Here is a 24968-nt window from a genome sequence, read left to right as displayed (position 1 = left end):
ACATACGTGCTAACCCGATCACTGCTCTTCCCGGTAGTTTTGAGATATCGAAAAACACTTAATAAATCCTTAATCAACATCTCTTATGTACAAAATGTACTTCCCCAAATTAGTATTCATCGGTCTTTTATTCTTTTATCAGATTTCGCTTGCAGCAAGCATTACCTGGAATGGAAATGTAAGCACCGATTGGCACACCGCCGGCAACTGGACCGGCGGCCTGCCCGGTGCAGCTGACAACGTCAGCATACCTGTTGGAATGCCGAGGTACCCGGTGTTGTCGTCAAATGTTACGGTGCTTTCGCTTACGTTGGGAAATGCCATTGCTTTTGTGATTCCTGCCGGCATTACATTCAGTACGACCGGTAAACTTACCTGTAGCGGAAATATTGATAATTTCGGCACATTAGACGTAAATGACGGGACAGTAATGACCGGCAACGGCATCATTACCAACAAAAGCGGCGGTTTGTTTGATTCTTATATTTCCCCTGGCAACGGCAGTTACGGGGTTTCATTGACCGCTACGTCCATTCTTACCAACGAAAGCGGCGGTGTCGTCAAAGTGACCGGCGGTTCAGCGGCAGTATATATCAATGGTTCCGGCACAAACGTGACCATGCTGAGCAATTACGGAAAAATGACGCTGACCGCAGGGATTGAAAAATACAACAACTACGTGGTCAATGATGCCTGCGGAGAAATGTATTTAAAATCGTACAGTAATTTTTATTCGGGCAAAATAATTAATCAGGGCGGCGTTGTGACCAACAACGGATACCTCGATATTCAAAGAGAATTGACCAACAATGCGGGTGCCGGTAATTTTGTGAACAATGGCCTGATCAAAATCGGGGGGACTGTCGGCACCTATACCAACACAAAGTTACAGCTCAAAAATAATCCCGCCAATACGGCTTTTATGGTCATCGCTGCCGGTAACGACATGGTAGTGAACGGTGTTTTTACTGATTCGTTGGCTACCGTTCCGGCAGGAACGTACAGCCTTGCAACCAATACTTTTACGCCCGGTTCGCTGCCGACGGGCTCTCAAACCCTGTACATTAAGGTGACCGGCGGAAGCTGTACGTACATTGCGCCGATCTCGTACGTGCCCGTACCCGTTTTTACGTCCCAATACACCGACCGAAATCTTTGTGCCGGAGCCACCGAAACCCTTACGCTTTCGGCTACGGATGCCATTAGTTATCAATGGCAAAAATCATTTTTTGCCGACATGAGCACCCCAACCAACTTATCTACCACGGGCGGTTCCACCACCATTACCGGTGATAATACTTTCAATAATTACTACCTGAGATGTCGGGCAAGTAACAATACCGGTTCTGTACTTTCGACGGTTTTCAGGGTATTTGTATCGCCTGCCGTCAGTACGCCGTCCGCTGTCAATTCCAATAAAAACAACATTTGTACCGGTATAACTGCCTCGCTTTCGGCTACCTGTGCCGTTGGAACGGTAAAATGGTACGACCAGACTGCCGGTGGGACATTGCTTGCTACCGGCTCTCCTTATTCCGTTAGCCCGGCCACCACCACAACGTATTATGCGGCCTGCGAAAATACCGCCTGCTTCAGTAGCCGGGTGGGGCAATCTATTACGGTCGTCAGTGCCAACCCGGTGTTGACCTTACTAAGCCCTGCCAATGACATCACTACAGATGTGGCCACTTTACTTGCAGGAAACAACATAACGGCGAGTAACAAAGTAGAAGTGACCGGTAAAGTTACCTATCAGGCAGGCAAATTTATAGAGCTGACACCCGGCTTTGAAGCAAAAAACGGAGCTGTTTTTCAGACCCTATTGCAAGCCGTTTGTACTAATTGATTGTTGATAATCAATTAGTTATTATGCTTACTGCCGGAATGAACTTACGAAGTCCTATTTAATGCCGCCCCTTTTACCTCTTTGCAGTGGTGCTTTTCAGTCAATGGGCAGTTGCTCAAACAAAGACTTGGATAGGACCGGAAGTTGCTGACATGACCATTGGAGCGGCAGCAAGTGCAATCCAGTCCTGTACGGTCTTGCAAACAACGCGACTTTTATCCACACCGGCTTTTACTAAAGTATCCATGCACTGCGTGCAGATTAGGAGCAAGCGTATTTAGACAAAGATCCAAGATAATTTATAGAGAAGAAAATGAGTGCAACAGCAGGATTGTATGTATTCGAAAACGGGGTAACCTTGCCCCGTTTTCAAACCAAAAGAGGTGACCGTGTCATTGACCCGCGACGAATAATATACCTAAGTGGGCAAGGGAATTATACCATCTTCCACCTGAATGACGGCGAGCAGGTAGTGACATCTCTATCGCTGAGCAGTTATGCCCCCTTGCTGGAAACCTGCGGTTTCATCCGGGTTCATAAGTCGTATTTACTGAATGGATATTATTTGGACAAATGCCGTTTGGATCGGTATAGCGAACTGACGTTGCCTAATGGAAAAGTCATCGAAATAGCCCGCCGACGGAGAGGGTTATTGAAGAGAATAGTAAAAGATAATGGGCTGATATTTAGAAGATTAGTTGAGGTTTGAGAGGGTAGTTTAAAAAAAATAATATACCAATTCGCACGAAAAAGAGAAGTTTTGGATACGATAGCACGATTTTTGTTCAGGAAAATCGTGGGAAATTCAAACATTACCCTTTGTAAGGTCGTTTAATTTTAGTTGCTTCGGCCTGAATTTATGAACAAAATGCGATTTACTTGGATATTTTATTTGTAATCATTGTCTATTTTTGCTCAAAATAACCTCCGGCAGCTCATTACACTATTAGAAAAATGGGCGCATGGAATGGTATATAATTTCATGCAAGACCGAAAGGTGGGTATGTTGATCGCAATGAAGAATGGTTTGAATCGCTGTGACGGCTGCAATTTCAACGTATCTGCCCACCTTAGACGACATTATGAAAAAAAAACTACTGATCTATTGCTTCATTTTCGCCTGTTACCCTGAAGCGCTGTTCGCTCAAATCATCCTGTCAGACAGTGCAGCTATTTACCCTATTACCGCATTAACAACGGTTTTCGAAGACAAAACCGGCAAAATGAGTTTTGAAGAGGTACAGAAACAATCCTTTACCAATAGATCGAACCCCGATCGTCTGAAAGGGCAATCTCATTCTGTATTTTGGATCAAATTAACGGTAAGAAACCAACGTCCGGATAGCCTGAAAAGATGGCTGTTAGCCATCGAAAAAAATTACTACCTGAGCGATCTGGATCTGTATTTCCCAACCAGGGAGGGAGGTTTTTCCATCACAAAAATAGGTAATGCGGCAGCGTTCAGTAAGCGTGAAATCAAGTCCAAAGACTATGCGGTTCCATTGGCCTTAGTTCCGCAAAAAACGCAGGTCTGTTATTTACGGCTCAAGAGCCTTTTATACATCAATCATGATCTTGTCATCTACGATGAACTTACTTTTTACAAAAGTTTTCAAAAAGAAGATAACGCCTTTTTTCTGGTCAGTGGTTTACTGCTGATGCGGCTGTTTTTTTGCATAGCATTGCTTTTCTTTATCAATGACACTAAGTTCAGAGCCTACTGCTTTTATGGAATCACCGCAAGCAGTACGATGTATTTGGGTACAGGTGGCAGCGGCTTTACCTTCCCTCAGTTTCCCGCTATTGCCAATCATCTTTGGATCATTCTCTCCAATATTCACCTCGTAGCATTAGCTTATTTTGTATATCAGGTATGTCAGGTGAAAACCAAAATGCCGGCATTGACTCCCGTGTTTTGGGTGTTGGGAAGCATTGGTGTTGTGCACGGAATTGCAACGCTGGTGTATCGCCCTTCGGTTTACTTCATGCACTTTTACACCCTTAATAATTTCATTATCCTCTGCATTCTTTTTTATTCATTATTGAGAAAATACTACGCCTCAATTTGGTACATCATACCGGTAATGGTTTTTGCTGTCTATCATATTCTTTCCCAATTGAACAATCTGGACATCATTTACCTGCCCAACATCATTAAATACGCAAAAAATCTGGCGCTTTCGTTAGAATTATTGGGAGTGGCTCCCGTAACGGGCTATTTGTTGCGATCGCTGTACGAGGAAAAATTGGCAACGGCCAAAGACCTGATCCTCAAAAATCAGGAATCCCAAAAATTTCGCGAACTTGACCGGCTTAAGACTCGGTTCTTTAATAATATCTCGCACGAATTTCGTACGCCGCTTACGTTGATCCTCGGACCGTTGGACGAGCTGCAGAAGAGGCTGCCCAATGAAAGTATTCTGCCCATTATGCAACGCAACGCCAAGCGGTTGCTGGCCTTAATTAATCAATTGCTGGATCTGGGAAAACTGGAAGCCCGCGAAATGCAGGTGGATCTCCAAAAAGGTGATGTGGCGGCATTCCTGCAACAACTCTTAGCGTCGTTTGAATCCTTGGCGCAAAGCAAAAATATCATCTTTCAACATGAACAAAGCCACAGCCACAAAATAGTTTATTTTGACGTTGATAAACTGGAAAAGATCGTAACGAACCTGCTTTCCAATGCGTTTAAATTTACGCCCGAACAGGGGCGCATCAATGTGAGGGTCAGTTATGAAGAGCATCAGGTTATGATCCGGGTGGAAGATTTTGGTATTGGCATTGATGCTGAACGACTTTCGCGTATTTTTGACCGCTTTTATCAGGTAGATACCGGCAATCGCCGCGATTATGAAGGAACCGGCATTGGCTTAACGTTGGTCAAAGAATTGGTAGAAGTTTTGCAGGGCAGCATTGACGTAAAAAGTCAGCCCGGAAAAGGGAGTGTGTTTACGGTGACACTCCCCTGTACCACTCAGCCGCCGCAGTTGGCCGCAAACGAAGAACCGATTGTTATAAAGCCGACGGAACCGGTATTGTCGACAATTACAATGCCCGATCCTAACGAAGTGCGTGCTGAGCATCTCCAAAATGAGTTACCGATGTTGTTGGTCGTGGAAGATAACCCGGACCTGCGCACTTATGTACGTGGTATTTTTGCGGAAAGCTATCAGATCATCGAAGCCATTGACGGCCAAAACGGCCTTGAAAAAGCGATTGAATTTGTGCCGGATGTAGTGATCTGTGACCTAATGATGCCTCGTTTGGACGGTTTTGGTTTCTGCAAAGCCCTCAAGACAGATACGCGTACCAACCACATCCCGGTGGTGATGCTGACGGCCAAAGCCACCTTGGAAGATCGGTTGGAAGGGTTTGAATTGGGCGCGGATGATTATCTCTCGAAACCGTTTAATACCGAAGAGCTTCAGACACGGGTCCGAAATTTGGTGGTGCAACGTCAGTCTTTACGCCAAAAATACAGTCAGCCTTTTGCCATCAGTGTCAACGGATCGGAGGCAATAGAAACGAAGAAAATACTTTCCATGGACGAAAAATTCCTGCAAAAAGCCAACGGCGTGCTACATCGTAACCTTGCCGACAGCGGTTTTGACGTAGAGAAATTTGCTTCTGAGATGGGAGTCACGGCGCTGCAACTACGTCGTAAACTCAAAGCACTGACGGGCCAAACCGTCATTGAATACATTCGAAGTTGCCGTCTGGAAAAAGCCGCCGAATTGCTTCGCAACAAGGCAGGGACGGTCTCCGATATTGGCTATCAGGTAGGTTTTGAAAGCCTGTCTTATTTCTCAAAAGTGTTTACTGAAAAATTTGGCAAGGCTCCTTCGGAGTGGAATTGATCAGCCATCTATACTTCATACCATGAAACGATTTCTGCTTTACGTTCTCTTTTCTTTCGGATATGTCGGCAGCGTAGTTGCCCAAGTTATTTTATCAGATACCTTAAGTACGTACCCGTTAACGTCAAAAACCGAACTCTTTGAAGATAAAACGGCGGCATTGTCTTTTGAACAGGTACAAAAACTGCCTTTTACGCCCTTCAGAAAGCCTAAATTCCTTTTTCCTTTTTCGACTTCAGTATTCTGGGTAAAAATAGCCTTGAAAAATGTCGACCCGCACCAAAAAGCGTGGATGCTGGTATGGGATAATCCCGTCGGAGAATCCATTGATTTTTATGTTCCGAACACGAAAGGAGTATATCAGGTAAGCCGACAGGGAATCGTGGGCGAAGAACGGAAAGACAAGCTTTCGGAGAATTTGCCGCACGTAAGAGTCTTTATGGATCTCAATGAACAAAAGACGATTTACATTAGGGTCAAAAGCCAAAAAGGATTTTATTCAACAGTAAGGGCCAAGACCCTCGATGTATATACCGAAGATAAACTCACGAGTAACACGCGGGAAGGTTTCTTTTCCGGCTTAGTACTTATTCGACTGTTTTACGTGTTATTACTGGCCGTTTTTGCCGTGCGCGAACTGACCTTCCGTTTGTATACCTTGGTACTTATTATTCGCTCATTAAGTTTTTGGGGATTAATGGGTATTTTCGGCAATTTCCTATCCGGTACGCCATTAGCAGCCGTTACTGTTACTTTTTTGTCCTTTCACTTTATTCCCATCGGGCAGGCGTTGTTTGCTAAAGATATTTTGCCCATTAAGCGATTTCACCCGGCCGTTCGCTTTGCAATGAACATGGTGCTGATCCTAACGGCAATCTTGGGAGTATTGATCGCTTTTAACTACCGTTGGTATTGGCTTCTGGCGAGCACGTACGTCGGTATTTTCGGCCAATTGCTGACGTTTGGAATGTATATAGCGGCGGTCATTCGACGCTATTCGATCAATTGGTATTATTCCGTTCCGTTTTTGTTGGGCAATGTGAGTTATACGCTTATGCAAATGCGACTGGTTGGCTGGCTTGACCATCCGTTGATCATTGCGTTTGTGTCGCTTTGTTTTATTGGCGAGATCTTTGTGTTTGGAATATTCTTGGGCAGGATCATTATCAGTCACGAAAAAGCCAGAGCTGACTCAGAAAAGCAACTGCGTTTTAACCTGGAGCAAACCACCAAGTTGCAGGAACTGGACACGCTCAAAACGCGCTTCTTTGCCAACATCTCGCACGAGTTTCGTACACCCCTTACGCTTTTGGTGGGGCCTTTGACAGACCTTAAGAAAAAGTACCCACAGGAAGGCATCATTCCGTTGATGCAGCGTAATTTGGGGCGTTTACAAACACTCATCAATCAACTTCTGGACCTGTCAAAGTTGGAAGCGGGTAAGATGGAACCGCATATTCAAAAAGGAGATCTGTCACAATACTTAAACCAACTCTTTGCTTCTTTTGAATCATTGGCCCAAAGTAAAAAGATCATTTTTCAGCATGAGCAGGGCAAATTGCCGCAGGAAGCCTATTATGATGCTGATAAACTGGAAAAGATCATCACCAATCTGCTCTCGAATGCTTTTAAATTCACGCCGACCGGTGGACGTATCCATGTACGGGCAGACTATAATGAGCGCCGGTTTACACTGCAAATAAAGGATTGGGGCATTGGTATTGCCGCCGAGCGGTTGCCGTTGATCTTTGACCGTTTTTATCAGGCCGATACGGGCAACCGTCGTGATTATGAAGGTACCGGCATCGGTTTGGCACTGGTCAAAGAGCTGGTGGAAGTCCTCCGTGGGCACATTACCGTTGAAAGTCAGGTAGGACAAGGCACTGTCTTTACCGTAAAAATTCCTTATGACCAAGCTACGTGGCAGCAACATTTGATACCGGATCCGGAATCAAAGGAAATAAATAGAGAACAGATAGCCTTTGAAATTACGAAAGAAAAAGAGGTGGTCGCTCAGAACCTCCAAAATGAGTTGCCGATCCTGTTGATCGTGGAAGATAACTCAGACCTGCGCAGCTATATAAGCGGTATTTTTGAAGGGATTTACCAAGTGGCAGAAGCACAGGACGGACAAGAAGGTTTGGAAAAGGCCATCGAACAGATACCGGACGTAGTGATCTGTGACCTGATGATGCCTCGTTTGGACGGTTTCGGTTTCTGCAAAGCCCTCAAGACTGATATTCGTACCAACCACATTCCCGTGGTGATGCTGACAGCCAAAGCCACCTTGGAAGATCGTTTGGAAGGGTTTGAATTGGGAGCGGATGATTACCTTTCGAAACCGTTTAATACCGAAGAACTTCAGGCACGGGTTCGAAATTTGGTGGCGCAACGGCAGGCCTTACGCCAAAAATATGCTCAGCCATTGGTGTTGAATGTAACCGAATCCGTGAAGGCAGAGCCCAAAGAAGCCACTATTGACGAGCAGTTTCTGCAAAAAGTCAATGCGGTTATTGAGCGCTTTGTGGCTGACAGTCAGTTTGATGTCGAAACCTTTGCGGCTGAGGTGGGCATGACGTCGGTGCAGTTGCGCCGTAAACTCAAAGCATTAATGGGCCAAACGGTGACGGAATACATCCGCAATTACCGTTTGGAGAAAGCGGCTGAACTGTTGCGGAAGAAAGCCGGTACGGTCTCGGAGATCGCGTACCGGGTGGGTTTTGAGAGCCTTTCCTACTTTTCCAAAGTGTTTGTGGAGAAATACGGCGTATCGCCGAGTGAGTATATTGTCAACCCTTAGAAAAAGGTACAGCTGAAAGAAAAACACTTTACGAATGAACAGGATTTTTACCTTCGCAGGAAGAACCGTTATGCCGGCCAAAAGAAAATACAAACTGATAATCAGTTTTTTGCTGTTGTTGATTGGGGTAACTTCTGCAGCAGTTGCTCAAAAAAAAGTGAGCGACTTTTTCAACCTGAAAGGACAGGCTCGGCTGGACAGTCTTGAGCATTACTCTGCCTCGGTTTTGCAGAAAAAAGACAGTATTGGAGAAATGACGGAATTCAATGCCATACAATCCTATGCTGATAAAACGCAGGACAGATTTTTGATTCTTTTTGTGGAGTTCCTTCATATACGGTACCATGCGTTCGGGAATCTGAGAAACCAAGAGTATCGCTACCGTAGTCTGAAGGCTGTTCAGGAAAAGTTGAAGCAATTGGAGCCAAGTCCGCTGACGGAACGTCTGAATGCTGACATTGAATTTGCGTTGGGGAATATTTTATATGACCAACGTGCCAACTCTGTTACGTTGATCAATCACTGCCTTTCCGCTGATCTGGTGTATCGAAAATTCGGTTATCAAAATATCCTGTTCGCTTATTATAAACTTGCCCGTTTAGGCTTGTATTACATGAATCAGGTGTCTGATTTCGAAACGGCTCTTCGCTATTTTAAGGAAGCTGAGCGTTACGTCGGAAAAGATCCTGTCGACAAATACCTCATTGAGTTCTATAAAAATTACGCCAATTGTCTGGTAGAACTCAAACAGTATGCACAGGCCATTAAATACAACAAATTGGCCATTGCGCACGTGCATGAAAAAAGAGACAGTTTAAAAATAGGGACCATTAATGGCAACATTGCCGAAATAATTCTGAATACTTTTCCTAACCCGGTTCAGGCGGAGCCCTATTTTCATCAGGAATTGGTGTATAGAATGAAGTATAAACCTCATGGATTGGGTGACATTGCGAAAGTCTACGGGAATTTGTGTCAGGTAGCGGGCGTCAAGAAAAACCGGGAAGAGGTCATTCGTTATTTTAATAAAGCCATTCATACGTTGGAATCCGACCCCGATAAGCGTGATTATCAGGCATTGGTGGCTTCATTGTATAAAAACCGGATGATTGCCGATACGCTCTTGGGCGATTATAAAAGTGCTTTTAAGCACGAGCGGGTGTATTTTGAAGCGCTCATCGCCAGCAACGCCCAGGATTTGAAAGAGGTTACCTCGGAGGCGTCGGTTCGGTTCGATGTTGAACGGAACAAGTTGCAGGCCGAGCTTGCCAACCAACAGGCCCAAAATTTTCGCTCGGGCATTATTTTGATCTCTTTGTTGCTGGTCATTGCCGTGATCGGTGGTTATTTTTTGTATTACCGTCAGCGGGTTCGGAAAGAAGAACTGGCCAGGCAATTATCGTTTGAACAAAAAGAAGCCGAACGGTTGGCCGAACTGGATACGCTCAAAACCCGTTTTTTTGCCAATATCTCACACGAGTTCCGTACACCTCTCACGCTGTTGGTCGGTCCGTTGGCCGATTTTCAGAAAAAATACCCTGCCGAAGGCATGATTCCTTTGATGCAGCGCAATCTCTCCCGCCTGCAAATCCTCATCAACCAATTGCTGGACCTCTCCAAACTGGAAGCCGGTAAGATGGAGCCGGTGATATATTACGGCGACCTGCCTCAATTCCTCAACTACCTGTTTGCGTCTTTTGAGTCGTTGGCCCAAACCAAAAGCATTATTTTCCAACGGTCGCAAAGTCATACCAACCTGATGGGCTATTATGATGAAGACAAACTGGAAAAAATAATCTCCAACCTGCTCTCCAACGCCTTTAAATTTACTCCCCCAAACGGTCGAATTGCCATCCGTGTCGACTATGTCCCCGCGAAGGAATCTAAGGGCGGGGCAATGATGAACCTGACCGTTACCGACACGGGCATCGGTATTGACGCGGAGCGGCTGCCCCGCATCTTTGACCGGTTTTATCAGGTCGACGACAGCCAACGCCGTCACTACGAAGGTACCGGCATCGGACTGGCGTTGGTCAAAGAGCTGGTTACGGCCCTGCACGGAACGATCACCGTGGAAAGTGAGCCGAACCTGGGGAGTACATTTGTGCTGCAATTGCCCTGCGATCAGGCGCATTGGGGCGCATACGTCACCGCACATGAACCCATGACATCCCCCGCAAAAATCCTTCGGCAATCGATCATGGAGGAAACGCCCGTAACGTCGCCGGAGGTTATTACGGCAGAGTTGCCGCTTTTACTGATCGTAGAAGATAACCCTGACCTGCGGGCGTATGTACGCGGTATTTTTGAAGGGAGCTATCAAATACACGAAGCTCGGGATGGGCAGGAAGGTCTGGAAAAAGCCATGGAATTGGTGCCGGATATCGTCATCTGCGATCTGATGATGCCGCGTCTGGACGGCTTCGGATTTTGCAAATCCCTCAAGACCGATATGCGTACCAACCACATTCCGGTGGTGATGCTGACGGCCAAAGCCACGCTGGAAGACCGGCTGGAAGGTCTCGAACTGGGCGCGGACGAGTACCTGTCCAAACCCTTCAATACCGAAGAACTTCAGGTTCGGGTTCGCAATCTGGTGCAGCAGCGACAGGCCTTACGACAGAAATACGCTCAGCCGTTGGGAATGAATGTAACTGACTCCGTGAAGGAAGAGTCCAAAGAACCCACCATCGACGACCGGTTTCTGGCTAAAGCCAACGCAATCATTGAGCGTTTCCTGGCCGAGAGCCAATTCGGCGTGGAAGCGTTCGCGGCCGAAATGGGCATGACGTCGGTGCAACTGCGGCGCAAACTCAAAGCGCTGACGGACCAAACGGTAACGGAATACATTCGCAATTATCGTTTGGAAAAAGCGGCTGAACTGTTGCGGAAGAAAGAGGGTACGGTCTCGGAGATCGCCTACCGGGTGGGTTTTGAAAGTCTCTCTTACTTTTCCAAAATGTTTGTGGAGAAATACGGAAAAAATGCTTCAGAGTGGGGCTAAAAGCCCGTTTTGCTCAAAATGAGCAAAAGAAAGTTCATTTTGAGCAAAGGAAATAGTGATTTTATGTTAAGAGAAGAGCCCAAGCTCTTCTCTTTTTTGTTTAAAATGAGCTAAAGATTGTGCGTTTTAGGATAACACCTGCCTGTATATACTCACGACCTTTGTTTTACCCGGCAGCCATGATGGCGTCGGTCAGGCAAAGACCATTTCGTGTACCTTAACACTTTTTCAAGACCATGAAAACACATCATTTACCCTCGCTCGTAAGCCCTTAATTCAACACGTTACCCACTGCTCTATTGATTATGTCTTAAGTCATCCGGACAGGATGGCCGGGCGATAGCCTTGCTCTTTTCCATTGACCCGGATCGGCAGCCAACCTTTCATGGTAGAAAGAGGAAGGAGGAACCGGGGAGGGTTTGACGAAGCTCTCCCGCCTCCTTTTGCTTCGGCTGCGAAAGATCAACTTAACATGTTTTACTTTTTATCTTCTTCTACCCATGAAAAAACTCATTAAGTACTTGTTGTGCTTTTTATGTATTGTTTTTTGCAGTACAACAGCCATTAGCCAGACGATGTGTGTGAACACAGGCTTCCCGCCGAGCTCAAGCGGAGGCGCAGTAACCGATTTTGCCCAAAGCATTACCATGAGTGGTGGCTGCAATGGTGAATTTGCCGGACTCATTGTTTCTGTTTCCGATATTGTTAGTGATGGTAGCCCTGTTTGGAATTTGAACATTTATCAAGGGGATGGTTTTAGCGGAACCTTACAATATTCTCAAACAGGTATGGTATTGACCCAAATTGGAAGCTACCTTTTTATCGAAATTGCCGGAGGTAGCGGATCCAGGGCCTTCACTAATGGTAATCAATACACCTTTCGGGTTTCCACAACGGCCCCAATGAATTCTTTTACACCTTTTCAAAATGCTACCAGTTTTTACGCAGGTGGACAAGCATATGTCAATGGTACTCCGATTAGTGTTGGGGGAGACTTCTCAAGAGTAGGTGTGTTTACTCAGTCTGCTACCGGTTCCTGCGGAGCAGCAACCCGCCTTTATGTCAAACACAATGCCGGCGGTGCCAATGATGGGACTTCTTGGACGAATGCCTATACCAGCCTGCAAAGCGCCATTGATTATGCACGAGGGTGTACCAATATTCAAGAGATCTGGGTTGCGGCAGGCACATATAAACCATCTAAGGATAAAACCGGAAATGCCAGCCCTGGTAATCCTAATGCCAAGACTTTTTATGTCAACTTCCCGGTGGACATTTATGGTGGCTTCGCTGGCACAGAAAGTATGCTTTCTCAGCGAAATATTTCCTCGAACCAGACCATTCTTAGCGGGGATATTGACAATAATGACAGCGCCAATCCGGCAGTCACTGCTGCCCATGTACAAGGCACAAATTCTAATATTGTTTTACATATTCAGAATGTGGCACAAGGGGTTACGGTAGACGGGTTCACCATTACGGCAGGGAAGCTTGCTTCCGGTTTTTCAGGAGGAGGGATTCACAATGAAGGAATAGGCTTTCCATTCGCTTGTAATGCTGCCGTCCGCAACTGCAAAATCCAGGGGAATGACGGACCTGCTGTATTCAATAGTGGCAACCTTGGCTCAAACTCCAGTGGAAAGGCTATTTTATTGCTTGAAAATTCTACCATCTCCGGGAACAGCGAAGATTTTTATGCCCCTGGAATTTATTCTAATTCAAATGGAGGGAAAACCATTACTACGGTTACCAATTGTACTTTCTCAAACAACACCTCCACCGGAACCGGCAATAGTGGGGCTTACAATGAATATGCACCAAGTGGAAATGGAGAAGCAACTTTTTCCAAGTGTATTTTCAAGGACAACAGCACTACGAGTAATGGCGCAGCAGTTCATGTCAACGGGTCATTTTCAGGCAGAGTAAACCACAGCTTTACCAACTGTATTTTTATGAACAACACTGCCGGGGATAAAGGCGGCGCTTATTATGCCAATGGTGCTTCCAGCGGGCGGATCACTTCAACATTCACCAATTGCACCTTTTATAATAATGCAGCTACTAATGGCGGTAGCGCGGTCTACCACACCACAAGTGTTGCTCCGACCGGCCCCATGCTGCTCCGCAATTGTATTTTATGGCAAAATACCAACGAAATTCTGCTCGAAGGCATGGCCACGATGACGCTTTCCCATAGCCTCATCAATGGCACCGGCGCCCCTGCAGGTGTTACTGCTGATAACGGCCTTTTTAACACCGATCCAATTTTTGTCAACGCAGCAACGGGCGACCTCCGCCTGCAACCCGGCTCCCCGGCTATCAACGCGGGCAATAATACCTTCATTCCCAATGGTGTAACTACTGACTTGGACGGAAATTTCCGCATCTTCAACAACGGTACAGTGGATTTAGGAGCCTATGAGCTTCAGGAAAATCCGCCCGCCGACATGAGGCCCTTTATAACCACTTGGAAAACGAATAACCCCGGCACTTCTAACAGCACTTCCATCACCATTCCTGCCAACGGGACCTACGATGTCGATTGGAACAACGACGGCACCTACGACCAATTGGGCGTGAGCGGAGCCGTGACGCACAACTTTGGAACGGCCGGTACCTATACCGTGGCCATCCGAGGAGGGCTTACGTCCATACAATTTGGCGATGGAGGAGACAAAGACAAAATCCTGTCCGTGAATCAATGGGGGGGTATCGGCTGGATAACAATGTACAGAGCATTTCATGGTTGTTCCAATCTGAACGTGCTGGCCAATGACAGCCCCGATTTAAGTAACGTGACCAACCTGCAAGAAATGTTTCGGAATGCCACTTCTCTCAATGCCAATCTGAACGGTTGGGATGTGAGTAGTGTCACGAATATGTATGGTGTGTTTTCGGAAACCTCCTCTTTCAATCAGCCCCTTTCCAATTGGAATGTCAGTCAGGTCACTGATTTTAGAAGCATGTTTGAGGAGGCATCGGTCTTCAATCAACCTTTAAATACCTGGACTCTCAATACGACTCCGGGCGCTAATGTCAACATGCAGTTTATGTTTACAAACGCCGGGGCCTTCAATCAGGATCTGAATTCGTGGAATGTGAGTCGGGTCACCAACATGGGTTACATGTTTTGGAATGCGGTTGCTTTTAACGGAAACATCACCAATTGGAACGTAGGTAACGTCACTGCAATGGATCAGATGTTTCGCGGAGCCAACTCATTTAATCAACCCATTGGCGGTTGGAATGTCAGTAATGTGACGAATATGTATGCGATGTTTGCCAACAATACAGCCTTTAATCAGCCCCTTTCCAATTGGAATGTCAGTAAGGTAGCTGATTTTGAGATTATGTTTGGGGAAGCCACTGCCTTCAATCAACCCTTGAACTGGACAATCAACACAACCCCGGGTGCTACGGTCATTATGAGGGGTATGTTTAGTTTAAACACGGTTTTCAATCAGGATCTGAATTCGTGGAACGTGAGCCGGGTTACCAACATGAGTAAAATGTTCGAGAATGCTACTGCTTTTAACGGAAACATCACCAATTGGAATGTGAGCAATGTAACCGCAATGGATGAAATGTTTCACAATGCCACATCATTTAACCGAAATGTAGGTAATTGGAACATTGCGAGTGCCACCTCAATGACTGATCTATTTCTTAATTCCGCTATTTCCGGGGAAAATTATGATGCGATACTGATTGCTTGGAATACCGCCGGCTATACCAACAAAAATTTGGGCAGCGTTTCGCCCTTACAATACTGTGCGGGGCAGGCCGCCCGAACCAATCTGATTAACAACAAAGGATGGTCTATCATGGGAGATGCCTATACGAATGTGTGTTTTCCTGCGGAAATCAACCTCAAAGGCAATGGTGTTTCCATTGTCAACGGCGATGCTACTCCTTCTGCTGCTGACCATACCGATTTCGGTTCACAAAATATAAGCTCGGGCACCATCGTCCGCACTTTTACCGTCGAAAATACAGGCGCGGGAACATTGAACCTTTCAGGCAGTCCTTTGGTAAATATCAACGGGACAAATGCGGGAGATTTTACCCTGACGGCCTTGCCCGCAACGCCCGTGGCAGCCACCAACGGAACTACGACCTTTCAAATCACTTTTGATCCTTCGGCTTCGGGGGTGCGCACCGCTACGGTGAGCATTGTCAACAATGACACCGACGAAAATCCCTACACCTTTAACATTCAGGGGACGGGCGATGCAACATGCTCACAAGTAGCCACCGCCACCGAAGCTATGACATGGACAGGCTCAGTAAGTACCGACTGGGCAAACCCCTGTAACTGGACACCTAACGGTATTCCTACCGCTACCAATGCAGTAACCATTCCTGCTGTGACCAACGACCCCATTATAGTATCAGGGTCTATGGTAGCCAAGCATATACAAATAACCGGCTCGGGGGCGAGCCTCACCGTCAATAACGGCGCCGGTCTTACGGTTTCATCTACGGATGGTGGATTGACTTTGGCCAGTAATGGACTTTTAACCAACAGGGGTACAATAAATGCGACCAATAGCAATACAAACTTTGTCAGTACCTACGCTTTAGGTTTAAACAGCAATACAACCTTTGACAATTATGGCACTTTAAATGTAACATCTTCGCAAAATACAGGATTAGAGGTAGGTAATGGCAGTACAGTTCATAATTATACAGGTGGATTGATTTCGATAGCGGCCCGTGGCGGAATTAGAGGTGAAGGGCCATTGATGAATGATGCCGGTGCAACCATTTCGATCTCAGGAACTAACTCGGCCATTCAATACAACGGCTCAGTGAGTAATTCAGGTTTAATAGAGGTAACCGGCCAAATAGAAGCCAATAGCGGAGCACAAATCAATAACAATGCCTGCGGTACGATTAAGCTTACGGCGGACTATTTTAACGGACTTTTGGCCACAACTATAAATAATGGTCTCATATTAATAGGCGGCACGTTGCATAGTCCGTCAGGAGGTACTTTTACCAACAATGCTGTTCTGAAATACAGGGCTTTGAATGTTTCGTCCATTTTAACCAATTCCGGTAATGCTTCAATCGTAGTCAATAATACCCCAACACCAATTTTTACTTATGGTGGTACATACAATGGTACCGGCAGCAGCACCGTCAATGGTATTTTTGCCAATTCCACAGCAACTGCTTCAGCAGGTACATTTACAGCACCAAATACTTTCGTGCCGGATGTTTCGCTGCCGGCCGGCTCACAGACGCTTTATGCCAAAATCACGCCGAGTGGCGGGGCTTGTTTTTATGTGGTGCCGTTTACCTACATAGTTAATATCAATCCCACCATCACGGCCGCAGCCCCTGTTACCCGTCAGGAGAGCAATGCCGGTTCAATAGCTACCATCGCCACGGTCAACGACTCGGAAACTCCCGCAGGAAGCCTAACCGTCACGGCGACGACGGTGCCGGCGAATATCACCGTGACCGGCATTACCAATGTTGCCGGTACTGTCACCGCCACCGTGAAGGCAAATTGCGGAGCCACTGAAGGAAGTAATACGGTGGTGTTGACGGTGACCGATGCCAACGGCGGGACGGCCACGGCCAACTTTACGGTCAATGTGACAGCCAATACGGCACCAACGCTGACCTATAACAATGCCTTTTTTAGCCCGGGAGCAGGCGGCACTATTCTTCCGGCTAGCGGCCCCTCCGATAATGGCGAGGTCTATGTTTCCCTACAGAGCGTTTCTCCTTCTCCATCTCCGGCCACCATCACGGTGAATAATATAACCGGTGCAGTGACGGTGCCCAACACGATTCCGGTGGGTATTTACACCATCACGGTCGTGGCTACAGATGCCTGCACGACTGACACCGTTGTTCCCATAATGCTGAGTGTGCAATCAGCTGATTACAGCATCACCACCGCCGGAGGCAACGTAGTTATTACCGATATAACCGGTACGGGCGAAACCCTTGAAGTATCGCAAAGCGGCAGCAATATTCGTTTTAACGTTACCGGCAAAACATACAGCATAAATAGTGGTGCCACAACGCCGTTTACCACGCCTGCCGATATTGCCCTTGCCGGCAAAACCGGCATTACCATCAATGCCGGCAATGGCAATGACTTCATCAATGTGGCAGCGTTTAGCTCAACACTCCCTTCGCTCACTATCAATGGCGGTACCGGTGACGATCAAGTGTTTATGAATGGCGATATTGTCTTCACGGTCAATGCCAACCTTGATCTTGACTTGCAAAACGACGACGCTACTCCCGGGGTAGATGCCGTCACGTTTGCCGCCAATGCCAATCTGAACCTTTCGGGTACGGGGGCTGCTACGGTTAAAGTGAGCAAAAACGTAACATTTAATACAGGTAGTACGCTTATAACGGTCAATGGTAATCTCACCGTTGAGGCCAATCAGCAGGCGAGCCCAACCTCCGGCAATTTTATTGGGGTGCTTATCACCGGTACAAGTACCCAACTCCAAACTACCCCTAATGGCACCCTCACTGTGAAAGGCAGAGGCGGAGATGATGCGTCAGGAAACCAACAGGGAGTCAAACTGGCGGCGGGAGGGAAAATCCTCGGCGGTGAAGGGGCCAATGCCGTTACGGTCGCAGGAACCGGTGGAGTCTCCGGAGGCAGCAGTAATTATGGTGTTTGGTTAACCGATGCCAATTCCAGTATATTTTCGCTGGGCGGCCCGGTCAGCGTAACCGGCACCGGTGGCGGCTCAGGAACGAGCGGCGGGAATGTGGGGGTACGAGTGACAAACTCCGGGGAGATTACCTCTGCGGGGGGCAACGTTACCGTCGTCGGACAGGGTGGATTAACTGCTACAGGCAATTCCAATTCGGGAATATCGGTGCAGGCTTCAGGTAAAATTACTTCTAATGATACCGGTGGCAATGTCACGATCACCGGCACAGGAGGAGGCTCGGGGGCAAGTGGATTAAATTCGGGCATTTATTTAGCCGGCGGTGAACTGTCCGCGGGTGGCTCCGGAACAGTCGATATCACCGGTCAAGGTGGGAGCGGCACCGACATTTCCAACAATGGATTGTCCCTTGAAGGCTTAGTCACGTCGAAAGGCGGAAATATCACATTGACCGGCAAGCCCGGCGGCGGAACCATTCTTACCTATGGTTTATACATGTCAAAACAAACCTCGGCTCCCGTATCAAGCATTCTGACCAATGTCCACGGCGGCAATATCTCCATCATTACCAACAGTTTGCGCATTGTAGATTTTCCCGAAATCAGAACCAATGCCGCCGGCAGCGTGACCATCAAACCTTTTACCGCCGGCAGGGAGATCAGTATTTCTAATGGGTTAGATGCGGTCACTGACCCTCTCATGCTGTCCGATCTTGAACTTGATCAAGTTTCTACCGGGACCCTTATCATCGGCGATGCCAACAGTGGCAATGTCACGGTTTCTCAAACCGTCACCCGCCCTGCAAGCACCAATGTACGGCTGGTCAGCGGTGGGGATATCCTTCTCAGTGGGGATGTCCTTATCAGCGGTGGTGGATTCAATACCGGCGGTGGCACCTTATTGCTCGACCCGGGCACCTCGCCTGCGGCGGTGAAACCTATTTTTAACGGCACTGACGTAACGGCAAGTACGCTTTCCTTCGCCGGTGATTTAAGCATCGCCATCAATGGCGCAACGGCGGGAGATGGTACCGGCAGCACCTACTCTCAACTCAAAGTGGCGGGCTCGGTGAACCTGACGGGCGTAGCTTTGCTTTTTGAGGGCGCTTATGTACCGGTGGCGGGCAATACGTTCACCATCATAGATAATGATGGCAGTGATGCCGTCACGGGTACCTTCAACGGCCTGGCGCAGGGAGCGAACCTTCCTAATTTCCTGAATAGTAGCCTCAATGCCACTATTTCCTACACCGGCGGAGATGGTAATGATGTGGTTCTTACCGTGGCCTGTCCGGCTTTTGCCGCCCCCACAGCGAGTGTGACGGCGCAGCCAACGTGCACAACGCCGACTGGTACGATCGTCATCACGGCTCCGACAGGGGCGGATATTCAGTACAGCGTCGGTGGGGCGTATCAGGCCTCGGCGACCTTCAGCGGCTTAGCGGCCAACACCTATTCGGTGACGGCTAAAAATACGACGACGGGCTGCGTTTCCTCGCCGTTGTCGCTGACGGTGAATGCCGTACCGACTGCGCCTTCTGTTCCCACAGCGAGTGTGACGGCGCAGCCGACGTGCATAACGCCGACGGGCACGATCGTCATCACGGCTCCGACAGGGGCGGATATTCAATACAGCGTCGGCGGAGCCTATCAGGCTTCGGGGACTTTCAGCGGTTTGGCGGCCAACACCTATTCGGTGACGGCGAAGAATACGGCTACGGGCTGCATTTCCTCGCCGTTGTCGCTGACAGTCAATGTGGTACCAAATGCACCTGCTGTTCCCACAGCAAGTGTGACGGCGCAGCCGACGTGTACGACACCGACGGGTACGATCGTCATCACGGCTCCGACGGGGGCGGATATTCAATACAGCATCGGCGGAGCCTATCAGGCCTCGGCGACCTTTAGCGGTCTGGGGGCCAACACCTATTCGGTGACGGCGAAGAATATGACGACGGGCTGCATTTCCTCGCCGTTGAGTTTAACGGTAAATACCATACCGGGCAATCCTGCCACGCCAACGGCTTCGGTGACAGCACAACCGACGTGTTTGGTCAATACAGGAACAATTGTGGTGACGGCACCGACCGGGGCGGATATTCAGTACAGCGTCGGTGGGGCCTATCAGGCCTCGGCGACCTTCAGCGGCTTAGCGGCCAACACCTATTCGGTGACGGCGAAGAATACGACCACAGGTTGTATCTCCTCGCCGTTGAGTTTGACGGTCAATGCCGTACCGAATGCGCCTGCCGTTCCCACAGCAAGTGTGACGGCGCAGCCGACGTGCACAACGCCGACGGGTACGATCGTCATCACGGCACCGACGGGGGCGGATATTCAGTACAGTGTCGGCGGAGCCTATCAGGCCTCGGCCACATTTGCCAATTTATCTCCCAACACCTATTCGGTGACGGCGAAGAATACGACGACGGGCTGCATATCATCTCCGTTGAGTTTGACGGTCAATGCCGTACCGACTGCACCTGCTGTTCCCACAGCAAGTGTGACGGCACAACCGACGTGTACGACACCGACAGGCACGATCGTCATCACGGCTCCTACAGGGGCGGATATTCAGTACAGCGTCGGCGGGGCGTATCAGGCCTCGGCGACCTTCAGCGGCTTGGCTGCCAACACCTATTCGGTGACGGCGAAGAATACGACGACGGGCTGCATTTCCTCGCCGTTGTCGCTGACAGTCAATGTGGTACCAAATGCACCTGCCGTTCCCACAGCAAGTGTGACGGCACAGCCGACGTGTACAACGCCGGCGGGCACGATCGTCATCACGGCACCGACGGGGGCGGATATTCAGTACAGCGTCGGCGGAGCCTATCAGGCTTCGGCGACCTTCAGCGGCTTAGCTGCCAACACCTATTCGGTGACGGCGAAGAATACGACGACGGGCTGCGTTTCCTCGCCGTTGTCGCTGACAGTGAATGTGGTACCAAATGCACCTGCTGTTCCCACAGCGAGTGTGACGGCGCAGCCGACGTGCACAACGCCGACGGGCACGATCGTCATCACGGCTCCGACAGGGGCGGATATTCAATACAGCGTCGGCGGAGCCTATCAGGCCTCGGCGACCTTCAGCGGCTTGGCGGCCAACACCTATTCGGTGACGGCTAAAAATATGACGACGGGCTGCGTTTCCTCGCCGTTGTCGCTGACGGTGAATGCGGTACCAAATGCACCTGCCGTTCCCACAGCGAGTGTGACGGCACAACCGACGTGTACGACACCGACAGGTACGATCATCATCACGGCACCGACGGGGGCGGATATTCAGTACAGCGTCGGCGGAGCCTATCAGGCTTCGGCGACCTTCAGCGGCTTAGCGGCCAACACCTATTCGGTGACGGCTAAAAATACGACGACGGGCTGCGTTTCCTCGCCGTTGAGTTTGACGGTCAATGTGGTACCAAATGCACCTGCTGTTCCCACAGCGAGTGTGACGGCACAACCGACGTGTACGACACCGACAGGTACGATCGTCATCACGGCACCGACGGGGGCGGATATTCAGTACAGCGTCGGCGGAGCCTATCAGGCTTCGGCGACCTTTAGCGGCTTGGCTGCCAACACCTATTCGGTGACGGCGAAGAATACGACGACGGGCTGCATTTCCTCGCCGTTGTCGCTGACAGTCAATGTGGTACCAAATGCGCCTGCCGTTCCCACAGCAAGTGTGACGGCGCAGCCGACGTGTACGACACCGACGGGCACGATCGTTATCACGGCTCCGACAGGGGCGGATATTCAATACAGCGTCGGCGGAGCCTATCAGGCCTCGGCGACCTTTAGCGGCTTGGCTGCCAACACCTATTCGGTGACGGCGAAGAATATGACGACGGGCTGCATTTCCTCGCCGTTGAGTTTGACGGTCAATGTGGTACCAAATGCACCTGCCGTTCCCACAGCAAGTGTGACGGCACAGCCGACGTGTACAACGCCGACGGGCACGATCGTCATCACGGCTCCGACAGGGGCGGATATTCAATACAGCGTCGGCGGAGCCTATCAGGCTTCGGCGACCTTCAGCGGCTTAGCTGCCAACACCTATTCGGTGACGGCGAAGAATATGACGACGGGCTGCATTTCCTCGCCGTTGTCGCTGACAGTCAATGTGGTACCAAATGCGCCTGCCGTTCCCACAGCGAGTGTGACGGCACAACCGACGTGTACGACACCGACAGGCACGATCGTCATCACGGCACCGACGGGGGCGGATATTCAGTACAGCGTCGGCGGAGCCTATCAGGCCTCGGCGACCTTTAGCGGCTTGGCTGCCAACACCTATTCGGTGACGGCGAAGAATACGACGACGGGCTGCATTTCCTCGCCGTTGTCGCTGACAGTCAATGTGGTACCAAATGCGCCTGCCGTTCCCACAGCAAGTGTGACGGCACAGCCGACGTGTACAACGCCGACGGGCACGATCGTCATCACGGCTCCGACAGGGGCGGATATTCAATACAGCGTCGGCGGAGCCTATCAGGCTTCGGCGACCTTCAGCGGCTTGGCTGCCAACACCTATTCGGTGACGGCGAAGAATATGACGACGGGCTGCATTTCCTCGCCGTTGAGTTTGACGGTCAATGTGGTACCAAATGCACCTGCCGTTCCCACAGCAAGTGTGACGGCACAGCCGACGTGTACAACGCCGACGGGCACGATCGTCATCACGGCTCCGACAGGGGCGGATATTCAATACAGCGTCGGCGGAGCCTATCAGGCTTCGGCGACCTTCAGCGGCTTAGCTGCCAACACCTATTCGGTGACGGCGAAGAATATGACGACGGGCTGCATTTCCTCGCCGTTGAGTTTGACGGTCAATGCGGTACCGACGCGGAGCGCGGCATTCAGCTACGCAGGAAGTCCTTACACAAATACGGGCACGGCCATGGTAAGCTTTACGGGAACAACAGGCGGTGTGTACAGTTCCACAGCGGGACTTTTGCTTAATGCCTCCACAGGAGAGATCAACTTAACTGCCAGTACGCCAGGCACGTATACCGTCACCTACACGTTGGCGGCCACGGTCGGTTGCCCGGAAGTACAGTCTACGGCTTCAGTGCAAATCACAGCTCTTACCCAAATCATTTATGTGAACGCATCCAACGTCAATCCTACGCGGGATGGCAGTACCTGGACGAAAGCCTATGCAAGCCTGCCGGCAGCACTGAGTACTGCGGCCCTGCAAAGCCACTCCGTGCAGGTATGGGTCGCACAGGGCACCTACAAACCCGGCACCCTGCGCAAAGACGTGTTCTCCATTCCTTCGGGCGTAGAGGTTTACGGCGGTTTTTCAGGGACAGAGACCCAACTCGACGAGCGCAATTGGAATACCCATAAAACCATTCTCAGCGGCGAAATCGGCACTTCGTCATTGAGCGATAACGTCAACCACGTGGTCATCTTCAACCAAACCAACGCCGCCACACGGCTCGACGGCTTTACCGTCGAGCGGGGCTTTGCCGATTTCGTCAGCCCGACGCAGAGCACTGAGCTGACTGAGCCTTCGATACTGTCTTCGGGCGGCGGCATTGTGGCCATCAACAAAAGTCAGGGACTGATCACGCATTGTGTTATTACCGACAACAAAGCCATTGCCGGGGGCGGGATCCTGTTGACTGACAGCAGTCGGGTGAGTGTGACCGAGAGCATAATCCATGGCAACGAAGCCACCTTCGGGGGCGGAGTCTATGTGTTGGGCGGCAGTACATCTGATTTGGTCAACGTATTGATCGTGAGCAACAAAGGGTTGGGGGGAGGTCTGTACATCAACCGCAGCTCACCTCAGATTATCAACAGTACGATCGCTTCCAATCAGGGCATCAGCGGTACGGCGGGAGGCATCTTCAACACGAATTCCTCGAGTACGGTGAAGAACAGCATTGTGTGGGGGAATTCTTCGCCGCAGAGTACGCCGGGAATTGTGATGAGCTACAGTTTGGTGCAGGGTGGCTTTGCGGGGACGGGCAATATCAGTCAGGATCCGTTGTTTGTCAATGCCTCACCGAGCGGATTGGCACCTTCGGTATCGTTGGGGGATTATCACGTGCAGGTATGTTCACCGGCGATCAACGCGGGAGATAATACGGGCGCGCCGACGAAGGATCTGGAAGGCAACGCAAGACCTTACCCTGCGGGTACTCCTATTGTAGACATGGGGGCGTATGAGAGTCAAAGCATGGGTGGGGGCGGCCCGGCGACGCTGACGGTGAACGAGCCGATTGTGGAGGGCACGGTGCTGAAGTCGGGGGGTAAGATCACGGCGGTGAACCGAGTGAGCGGTGGCGTGGTGGAGTATCGGGGTGGTGAGTCGGTGACGTTGCTGCCGGGCTTCAGCGCTTCGGGGGCGGTGTTTCAGGCCGTCATCGGTGGGTGTAATACCGCCTCACCGACTTCAGTTCAGGGGATTAATCCTAAATAATACGGTCTTCATGTGTCTCTTTTGAAAGTTCTTTTTAGGTGGCGGATACGGGGTGTTTGCCGGATGTGCCACCTAAAAAGAAACTTTTCAACGCCTTTAAAAAGATGAGAGCCTCTTCCATCCAATGCGCCCGTCATGTCGGTGTAGTGTACGCTTCTTTTAGTTACGAAAAAGAAATACAGCGAGCGGAAGAAGAGGGGCAGTAGTTCTAAAAACAGCGTTTTTTCTCTCAAAAAAGGCCGGTTATTCAAAATGAGCAAAAGATTGCTCAAAATGAGCTAAATAATTTCAAAAATACCTTGATAGAACACACAAAAAAAGCAGGCATTGTTCGAAATGAGGAAAAGAAAGTCCAATTCGTGATAACACC

Annotated in this window: 6 protein-coding genes; all 6 read left to right on the top strand. The window is 49.4% G+C overall.

The window, feature by feature from the left end; all coding sequences use genetic code 11:
* Positions 1–85 precede the first annotated feature (85 nt).
* The 6 genes from ACQY73_RS11645 to ACQY73_RS11620 all read left to right on the top strand — a co-directional run bounded on the left by ACQY73_RS11645 (position 86) and on the right by ACQY73_RS11620 (position 24598).
* On the top strand, positions 86–1846 hold the full coding sequence (locus ACQY73_RS11645) for an immunoglobulin domain-containing protein (RefSeq protein ID WP_428665814.1): 1761 nt from the start codon (positions 86–88) through the stop codon (positions 1844–1846).
* Positions 1847–2159: 313 nt separating this feature from the next.
* Entirely contained in the window at positions 2160–2555 is a 396-nt protein-coding gene (locus tag ACQY73_RS11640) for a LytR/AlgR family response regulator transcription factor (RefSeq protein ID WP_428665811.1), read from the top strand.
* 373 nt (positions 2556–2928) lie between these two features.
* Positions 2929–5703, top strand: a complete 2775-nt coding sequence (locus tag ACQY73_RS11635; RefSeq protein WP_428665809.1) for an ATP-binding protein — start codon at positions 2929–2931, stop codon at positions 5701–5703.
* Between the two features lie 22 nt (positions 5704–5725).
* The gene (locus ACQY73_RS11630) at positions 5726–8503 is read left to right on the top strand and encodes an ATP-binding protein (RefSeq protein ID WP_428665806.1); all 2778 of its coding nucleotides are present in this window, start codon (positions 5726–5728) and stop codon (positions 8501–8503) included.
* A 34-nt stretch (positions 8504–8537) separates the two neighbouring features.
* Positions 8538–11507, top strand: coding sequence for an ATP-binding protein (locus ACQY73_RS11625; RefSeq protein ID WP_428665803.1), 2970 nt, complete (start codon positions 8538–8540; stop codon positions 11505–11507).
* Between the two features lie 500 nt (positions 11508–12007).
* A complete protein-coding gene (locus ACQY73_RS11620; RefSeq protein ID WP_428665800.1) occupies positions 12008–24598 on the top strand; it encodes a BspA family leucine-rich repeat surface protein in 12591 nt (4196 codons plus the stop codon).
* Positions 24599–24968: the final 370 nt, after the last annotated feature.

The organism is Runella sp. (assembly GCF_965279615.1).
GTDB lineage: Bacteria > Bacteroidota > Bacteroidia > Cytophagales > Spirosomataceae > Runella.
This window is presented reverse-complemented; position numbering and strand designations above follow the sequence as displayed.